This is a genomic window from Arthrobacter sp. CDRTa11 (assembly GCF_026427775.1).
Taxonomy (GTDB): domain Bacteria; phylum Actinomycetota; class Actinomycetes; order Actinomycetales; family Micrococcaceae; genus Arthrobacter.
Genome location: NZ_CP044532.1, coordinates 5,087,396 through 5,096,089 on the forward strand (window position 1 = coordinate 5,087,396; position 8,694 = coordinate 5,096,089).

7 protein-coding genes are annotated in these 8,694 nt (G+C 62.9%); 3 read left to right on the plus strand and 4 right to left on the minus strand.

What is annotated here, in order from left to right:
* Positions 1-11: 11 nt before the first annotated feature.
* The 3 genes from rpsR to rpsF all read right to left on the minus strand — a co-directional run bounded on the left by rpsR (position 12) and on the right by rpsF (position 1,324).
* Complete coding sequence (rpsR, locus tag F8G81_RS23215) at positions 12-251, minus strand: 30S ribosomal protein S18 (RefSeq protein WP_003800144.1); 240 nt, start codon at positions 249-251, stop codon at positions 12-14.
* Between the two features lie 124 nt (positions 252-375).
* Positions 376-948 carry a single-stranded DNA-binding protein gene (locus tag F8G81_RS23220; protein ID WP_267276957.1) on the minus strand — a complete coding sequence of 191 codons (573 nt, stop codon included), beginning with the start codon at positions 946-948 and terminating at the stop codon, positions 376-378.
* A 70-nt stretch (positions 949-1,018) separates the two neighbouring features.
* Positions 1,019-1,324: a 30S ribosomal protein S6 gene (rpsF, locus tag F8G81_RS23225; RefSeq protein WP_050683795.1), complete on the minus strand. Its 306-nt coding sequence runs from the start codon at positions 1,322-1,324 to the stop codon at positions 1,019-1,021.
* A gap of 152 nt (positions 1,325-1,476) precedes the next feature.
* Between rpsF and F8G81_RS23230 the strand changes: the two genes are divergently transcribed.
* The gene (locus F8G81_RS23230; RefSeq protein ID WP_323809223.1) at positions 1,477-2,298 is read left to right on the plus strand and encodes a DUF1345 domain-containing protein; all 822 of its coding nucleotides are present in this window, start codon (positions 1,477-1,479) and stop codon (positions 2,296-2,298) included.
* Positions 2,299-2,314: 16 nt separating this feature from the next.
* Here the strand turns inward: F8G81_RS23230 and F8G81_RS23235 are convergent, their stop codons facing one another.
* Positions 2,315-3,751, minus strand: a complete 1,437-nt coding sequence (locus tag F8G81_RS23235; protein WP_267276958.1) for an amino acid permease — start codon at positions 3,749-3,751, stop codon at positions 2,315-2,317.
* Between the two features lie 477 nt (positions 3,752-4,228).
* Between F8G81_RS23235 and F8G81_RS23240 the strand changes: the two genes are divergently transcribed.
* Both F8G81_RS23240 and F8G81_RS23245 read left to right on the plus strand, forming a co-directional pair.
* On the plus strand, positions 4,229-6,922 hold the full coding sequence (locus F8G81_RS23240; protein ID WP_267276959.1) for an AAA family ATPase: 2,694 nt from the start codon (positions 4,229-4,231) through the stop codon (positions 6,920-6,922).
* A 159-nt stretch (positions 6,923-7,081) separates the two neighbouring features.
* Positions 7,082-8,668: a sugar transferase gene (locus tag F8G81_RS23245; protein WP_267276960.1), complete on the plus strand. Its 1,587-nt coding sequence runs from the start codon at positions 7,082-7,084 to the stop codon at positions 8,666-8,668.
* Positions 8,669-8,694: the final 26 nt, after the last annotated feature.

Below are 8,694 nucleotides of genomic sequence, written 5' to 3' on the forward strand. Positions count from 1 at the left end.
TAATCCCTTCCTTAGCCGCGGCCAGCGCCGGAGTAAGGCAGCAGAGCAACTTCGCGGGCGTTCTTGATTGCCTGTGCGATTTTGCGCTGTTCCTGCACCGTGACGCCAGTAACGCGACGTGCGCGGATCTTTCCGCGGTCGGAGATGAACTTGCGCAGCAATGCTACGTCCTTGTAGTCGATGACAGTGATGTCAGCGGCCTTCAAGGGGTTGGACTTTGGTTTGGGCTTACGGAGTTCAGCCTTAGCCATCGTGGAGCTCCTATTCTAGGGAGCCCGTGGATATTGATCCACGGGATGGTGGTGGTCCGACGGCGTCATCGCCATGGTGCCATGGGCACCCGGGGCGGAGCCGACGTCGGCCCTTTGTGAATGGTTAGAAGGGAGGTTCGGAATCCGGGCCGTTGCCCCAGCCGCCTGCGTTGCTGACACCGGGAGTGGCCCAAGGGTCCTCCTGTGCAGCGGGCTGGTTGCCGCCCCAGCTTCCGCCGGAGTTTCCACCCTGGTTTGCGCCGGGGTTGCCCCCGAAACCGCCACCGCTGTTGCCGCCGCCGAAGCCACCTTGTCCGCCTCCGGCGCCGGAGCGCTGGGTGCGGTTGACCTTGGCATTGGCGTAGCGCAGGCTGGGGCCGATTTCATCGACCTCAAGCTCGATAACGGTGCGCTTCTCGCCTTCTTTTGTTTCGTAGGAACGGCTCTTCAGGCGGCCTGAGACGATGACGCGCATCCCCTTGGTCAGGGATTCCGCGACGTTCTCGGCAGCTTCACGCCAGACAGATGCGCGCAGGAACAGGGTTTCCCCGTCCTTCCACTCATTGGACTGGCGATCAAAGGTACGAGGGGTGGAAGCGATGGTGAAGTTCGCAACTGCCGAACCGGACGGTGTGAACCGCAATTCCGGGTCACTGGTGAGATTACCGATGACCGTAATGGTGGTTTCGCCTGCCATCTACTGCCTCCTTGTTCGATCTGGGTGAAGAGTTAGTTCCTGCGGGGTAAAGAATGAAAATCGGGCTGAATTACTCAGCCACGACCTTCTGCTCTTCGGGGCGGGTGATCTTGGTGCGCATGATGGTCTCATTGAGACTCAGCTGGCGGTCAAGTTCCTTGGCGGTGTCCGGCTTGGCGGTGAAGTTCACCACGGCGTAGATACCTTCAGACTTCTTCTTGATGTCGTAGGCCAGTCGGCGACGGCCCCAGATGTCAACCTTTTCGATGGTTCCACCATCGTTGGTGATGACATTCAGGAACTTCTGAAGCGACGGCTCAACGGTACGCTCTTCGACCTCGGGGTCGATGATTACCATCAATTCGTAAGGACGCATATGTGAACCCACCTCCTTTGGGCTAAGCGGTTACGGCATTTCCGTAACAGGAGGTTCATTTGCGATGCCATGCACGGCCCGGCCACCGGAACGGAGGCAGAGCGCAGCACAGACTTCACTATCTTAGTGCATGTGGACCGGTTAGGCGATTCGTGACTGACTCCAGACTAAGCCGCGGACTGCGGCCCTGGAACACCGGCTGCGGCTATGTGGAAAACCGCGGCAGGGTGCGGAGGACTTGGCGCGCAGCGGAAGGTGCGGCACCGGAATCATTGAGGCGCGGAGCCGCGGGGAGTGCAGGCGCCGCCGTTAGAGTACAGACCATGGACGCCTCCCCCACCACCCTTCGCCGCAGCAGGCTTCGTTTCCTAGCCATGTTAGTGGCGGGGGTGGCTGCGGGGGCAGCCACCGGGGCCAGCGGCCGGTGGCTGCAGGCTCCGGCGGCAGGCTGGGCCACCGCGGCGCTGGTTTACGTGGCGTGGGTGTGGACGGCGGTGGGTCGCATGGATCCTGTGGAAACCAAGAGGCACGCCACCACCGAGGACCCGTCCCGGGCCACGACCGACCTCCTCATCCTGGTGGCAAACATCGCCTCACTGGTTGCGGTGGCCGTCGTCGTTATTGATTCACACCGGTCAGACGGCGGCTCCAGGCTGGGAGGTGCGGCCCTGGTGCTGGCAAGCGTTGCACTGTCCTGGATGCTGGTGCAGACCTTGTTCACGCTCCGCTATGCCGGCCATTACTACGGCGGGCAGAAGGACGGCGGCGTGAACTTCAACCAGGACGAGCCGCCGCGGTACACCGATTTCGCGTACCTGGCCACGAGCATCGGCATGACCTACCAGGTGTCAGACACCAACCTGGAGAACCACCTGATCCGGCGCGAGGCCCTCAAGCACAGCCTGCTGTCCTACCTCTTCGGCACCGTCATCCTGGCGGCCACCATCAACCTTGTGCTGGGCCTCGCGGCCTAATGGTGGCCTGCCGGGATCAGGACGCCGGACCCGCACCTATGACGGCATCCACGTCTTCGGCAGACTCTGGGCTGTCGCTGGTGCCGTGGCCGGATGCGGCCGCATTCCCGCCCTTGCGGTAGCGCCAAACGCCCAGCCCCACCACGATCGCCGCCAACGCCAGCGACAGCAGCAGCGATTCGCGGGTGGTGTCCAGGATGACCATGCCGATGAGCAGGGCAACGATGCTGACGATCGACACCCAGGTCAAGTACGGGAAGAGCCACATTTTCAGGGCAAGGTCCTTGGCTGCTGCCCCCATGCGCTTGCGCAGGATCAGCTGGGACGTGGCAATGACCAGCCACACGAACAGTGCAATGGCCCCGGAGGTGTTGACCAGGAACAGGAACACCGTATCCGGTGCGATGTAGTTCAGCCCCACGGTGACAAAACCCACCACGGTGGAAGCCAGGACTGCGGCGGCGGGGACCCCGCGACGCGAGATCTTCGTCCAGGACTTGGGAGCGTCCCCGCGCTTTGAGAGCGAGAAAAGCATGCGGCTGGCGGTGTAGAGGCCGGAGTTCAGGCAGGACAGAACCGAGGTAAGAACCACAATGTCCATGATGGTGCCGGCGCCCGGGATGCCAAAGAGTTCGATGACCGCCACGTAAGGGCTCTTGGCAACGTTCGCGGAGTTCCAGGGCAGCAGGGTCACCACAATGGCGATGGAGCCGATGTAGAACACCAGGATGCGCCACACGGTGGACTTCACGGCCTTCTTAACGGCATCCACGGGATTCTCCGATTCACCCGCGGCGATGGTGGCGATTTCGGCGCCAAAGAACGAGAAAACCACAACGAGGATGCCGGCCAGGACAGCTCCCGGTCCGTTGGGAAGGAAACCGCCGTTTTCCACCAGGTTGCTCAAGCCCGGAGCCGGAACACCGGGGACCAGGCCCAGGATCGCAGCGGCACCGAAGAGCAGAAACAGGACGATCGCCGTGACCTTGATGGAGGCAAACCAGAACTCGAACTCGCCGAAGGACTTTACCGATCCCAGGTTCGTCAGCGTCAGCAGCACCATCAGGATCAGCGCCCAGACCCACTGGTCGATCCCCGGGACCCACCGGTGCATGATGGCCGCCCCGGCCGTTGCCTCGATGCCGAGCACAATGATCCAGAACCACGCGTAGAGCCAGCCGATGCTGAAACCCGCCCAGCGGCCCAGAGCCTTGTCCGCGTAGGTGGAGAAGGAGCCTGTTTCCGGGTTGGCGGCAGCCATTTCACCCAGCATCCTCATCACAAGGATCACCACGATTCCGGCGGCACTGTATGCCAGGAGGATTCCCGGCCCGGCCTGCTGGATGGCCGCGCCCGAACCCACAAAAAGGCCGGCACCGATCACGCCGGCAATGGCAATCATTGACAGGTGCCGCGGCTTGAGCGACTTGGATAATTGCTGGTCAGACTGCATGGATGCGCCGTCCTTAATGTTTGTGCCGAATGTGTTGCAGCCGGGCGGCGCCCGGCTACAGGCCCCCGGACTGCGCCAGGGAGGGAAGCCCATCCGTGCTGTGGATCACAGGTTCCTCCCACCCTAGACTCGTCCGGGCGGGCAGTAAGTGTGCAAGGGCACAGATCCGCCCTCTGTCTATCGGATGTATTCACAAGACGGAACACAAAGAGAAACCAAGAGATGCCTGAACGTATATTTTGTAACGCGGCGGAAATACAGGTACCTATGCCCCAAAAACAGGTACCTAATCGGCGAAATCTCTCTGGTGTGCGGAGTTACCCGAGGTCTATATTTGCACCCAACGGCTGGGAACCGTGCTGGCCGTGAAAGCGGCCGGGTAGCTGGTCCGCCGGTCACGAAAGTGGCCGGACGCTCCTGCAGGCAACTTTGGCTTAAGTGAATATGTCGGTCTCCTTCTCGAAATGGGGGACCTGCATGTCGTTAGTAGGCCGAAGCAAGGAGCTGGACCGCGTCCTCTCAGTTATCCGCGGTCCAAAGGATTCAGCCCTGACCATTGCCGGCCGGCGCGGCGTCGGCAAAACAGCGCTGCTTTCCGAGATCCCCAGGCTTTCTGATTACCGGACAGTATTCCTCAGGGCCAGTGCCTCCGAATCCGACTGGCCGTTGTCTGGCCTTACCGCACTCCTCAACGGAATCGATGACCCGGTCCTGAACAGGTTCACGGATGAACTGCTCCGGGACTCGAACCGCTCCATGGACGTCCCCACGGTGTCCACCATGTTGCTCAACGGACTTCACCAGCGATCATCGTCCCGCACCGTGATCGTCATTGACGACGCCGATCGGCTTGATCCAAGCAGCCAGGCCGTCATCGGTTTTCTGGCCCGGCGCCTGGCAGGAACGGAAATGACGCTCTTCCTCAGTGTGCGGGAAGAATCAGCCGAAAGTCCGTTCGCCAGTCTGCCCTCGCTTGTGCTGAAACCGCTGAACTACAACAACACCGTCCGGATGCTTGAGTCGATTCCGGCCCGGCAAACGGCCACCGCAGCAGTCCACGCGGTTGCGGCGGCCACCCAGGGCAACCCGCTCGCCGCCGTCGAACTCTACACGTGCCTGCTTGAGCGGCAGGCCGAAGGGAAGTACGCCCTTCCGGTTCCGCTTCCCTGCAAGGGCAGTTTTGAATCGGAGTTTGCCGCAACCGTGGGCGGGCTATCGCGGGCTGCCCACCATGTCCTTGAATTGCTTTCGCTGTCCTGCCGGAGCGACATCGCGACACTGGAAAAGGTGTACAGCGAGCTCTGGCCTGGTGTGGATGAGCTCCTCGCCTCCGGAATTGCCACCAGGACGGGGCCGCACCTTCGGATTTCGGACCAGCTGCTCCGGGGATATGTTTTTGCTGCCATGACGCCGGCGGTACGGACAGCGAACCACCGCGCCATGGCTGCAGCGGCGGATCCTACAGACCCTTACGCCAGGCGGTGGCACCTGAGCTTCACCGCACTGGAGCGGCAGACACCGTTTGGCCTCCTCCGCTTCGCCGTGGACCTCATCCGCAGCGGGGAAATTGCCTTCGCCATTGAATACATTGAGCGCGCCCTCACCATCAACCCCTGGGAAGCAGAGACCGCTGCCCGCCTTGCCACTGTTGCCGAGCTGCTGTTCAACCGAAGCGAATTCGTTTACGCCAAGCGCTACCTTGAGTGGGCGCAGCGGGTGACGCGAAACCCCGCCCTGATCCTTCGCCTTACCGGCCTGTCCTTCGAAATCCAGTTCGTCCAGGGCGCCGCCGTGCGCTCCAGCATGGTGCTGCGGCTGGTCAAGGAATTCGGCCGGCACGATCCCACGTTCGCCGCCAACCTGCTGGCAGTGGGCGCGCTCTACTACGCGGAACGGTGGGAACTGGAAGACGCGGTTGGCCTGCTCCGCCATGCGGAACAGTTCAAGGATTCAGCTAACGCGGACTGCCTGGCCCTCATGGCGCGCACAAAGCTCCTGATCGAAGCAGTCAGCGGAAAAACCGAAAACGTCAGCCGCAAACACGACGCCGGAGGGACGGATAACGCCGCCACACTCCTGGTGCTGGCCCGGGCCCTGAGCTATGCGGAGCACCATGAGCTGGCCCAGGAAGCCTTCGCCATGGTCCGGAACACCGTTGAGGCGAGCAGCATCAACTGGCGGGAAACCGCAGCCTACCTTGCGGTGGACAATGAGATCCGTGCAGGCAATGTTCGGACAGCCGTGAGGTTGATCGAGGACCTGGAGCTCTCCGAACCGGAACTCAAATACCACCGCGGAATGCGGCATATCTTCCGGGTCTGGCGGTCCCATGCATTGGGTGACGAAGCGATGGCACGGATATATGCCGCAGAGGCCCAACACTTCTCCGGCGCCGAGAGCCACGCTGCCGTCACCGCCCAACTGGCTGCCTGCCAGGGCCATTTTGCGCTGATGCGCGGCAACCTGGCCGAATCGTTCGCGCAGCTCTCCCGGGCTGTGGAGATCGGAGCTGCATTCGGAAACCCCACACTGCTGCGGTGCGAGGCCGATCTGGTGGAAGTCCTGGTCCGAATGGGAAGGCACCGGGAAGCTACCCAGGCACTCTTCCGGTTGGAGAGCCGGTCCGTGGGCCTGAGGTCCCCCTGGCTGATGATGGCTGTGGCAAGGAGCAGGGCAATGCTGGCCGACGGCGAACAGTCCCTGCAGCTGTTCGGCCAGGCCCTGGAGGGCCGGAACGGCCATGAGTCGGTGCTCGAGCGGGCGCGGACGCTGCTCTGCTACGCCGAACGGCTCCACGCCTTTGGACGGCTCCGGGATGCCCGCGACGGCCTCCTGCGTGCCAAGGTGATGTTCGATGAAGCCGGCGCCGATGCCTGGACCCAGCACGTGGACTCGCTGTTGCTGGACGAGCGGGTGGAACCGGCGCGCGCGGCAGGCAACCCGGCCATGCTGATGCTCGTTGACCATGAACGTGCGTTGGCGCAGATGGTGGCGCGGGGGATGCGGAACAAGGAAATTGCAGCCACGCTGTACGTCTCCGTCCGCACGGTAGAAGTGCGCCTGACGGCGATCTACCGCAAGCTTGGAGTGGAATCACGTGCCCAGCTGACCGCTCTGGCTGCGGGCAAGGAAGCTGCCGCCCGGGAACCGTACGTCCTGCCTGTCCTATAGGCAGAACCGGCAATATTTGCAGGTACCCGCAGTATCCACACTGTTGCCTTCCCACACCCACAAAGCCCCCGTTTTTCCCCGCTGAAAGCGCCCCCACCGGACTAATTTTGCAGCACGGCCAGAGGACAAAAAGCGTCAGTCGCCGGGAAAGGGGTCACCATGGCAGAGATACCAGTTGCCCGTACCCGGCATGGCGCCTTTAGCTGGCCCGTTGCCACCGTTGCTGCACAACGGCAGGCAACCGCGCCGTTGGCGGCAGCAGTGCCCGTTGGAACCCGGGACCTGCTGCCGCCGGCGGCGGCCTTTTTACAGGCCGGGCAAGGCCGTAAAGCGGCCAGTGCCTGGATCGGCACACTCATTGGACTTCTTCGCGCGGCCGACTCGCTCCTGGTGGCGGGCGCCGTCTTCGCCGGCTACCTGCTGGCCGGGGGCGGAGCATCAGCCGGCACGGGCCACGGCAACAGAACCCTCGCCACCGCAGCAGCAGTAACCGTCCTGTGGCTGGCCGCCCTCGAGTTCTACCGGACCCGTGATTCCAAGGTCCTGGGCGTCGGCGCAGACGAATACAAGCGCGTTGCCTCCGCAAGCCTGCGGATCTTCGGCCTGATGGCGATCATCGCCGTCGTGTTCCATGTCCAGGCCACCGCGTTTGTCACCGTCTCCCTGCCACTGGGCCTCGTGGCCCTGACAGGTAACCGCTGGGCCTTCAGGCGATGGCTGACCAAGGAAAAGGCACGCGGACGCCACCTCTCGAGGGCAATCGTGGTGGGGGAACCGGAGGATGTCCGGTACGTGGTCCAACAGATCGCCAGAAAATCCGGTGCCGTCTACAAGATCCTTGGGGTCTGCCTCCCGGGTGCACGCAGGGGGGCAAATCTCCGGGTGGACAGGGAACAGGTACCTGTCCTGTCCTCCACTGACGACATCGCACGGACCGCACGCCTGGCAGAGGCCGACGCCGTGATTGTTGCCGGACCGCTCCCTGGCGGCAACAGGTTCATCCGCGAGCTGGGCTGGAAGCTGGAGGAATGCGCCGCCGAAATGGTCCTGGCAGCAACGCTCACCAACGTTGCCGGTCCGCGGATCCATTGGCGCCCGGTGGAGGGCCTTCCCCTCATGCACGTGGACATACCGCAGTACTCCGGGGCGAAGCATGTGCTCAAGCGTGTCATGGATGTTGCGATGGCGCTGGCGGCGCTCCTGGCATTGTCCCCCCTGCTCATGGCGCTGGCAGTTATCGTTCGGCTGGACAGCCCGGGGCCGGTGCTTTTCCGCCAGGAGCGCGTTGGCAAGGGCGGCAAGGTGTTCGGGATGTTCAAGTTCCGTTCCATGGTGGTGGATGCCGAAGCCCGTCTTGCAGCCCTGAACGGCAGCAATGAAGGAGCCGGCGTTCTTTTCAAGCTGCGGGACGATCCCCGGGTCACCCGCTGCGGACGCTGGATGCGCAAGTACTCACTGGACGAACTTCCACAGTTGTGGAACGTGGTGCTCGGCAACATGAGCCTGGTGGGCCCGCGTCCCCCGCTGAACCGGGAAGTGGACGGCTACGAGAAGCACACGCACCGGCGCCTGCTGATCAAACCAGGAATCACGGGGCTCTGGCAGATCAACGGCCGCTCCGACCTCTCCTGGGACGAGGCCGTACGCCTGGACCTCTATTACGTCGAAAACTGGTCCATCGCCGGAGATCTCCTGATTCTCTGGCGGACCTTCCGCGCAGTCATCCGGCCTTCCGGCGCCTACTAAGAACCGCACGCGGGGAAAGAAAAGTG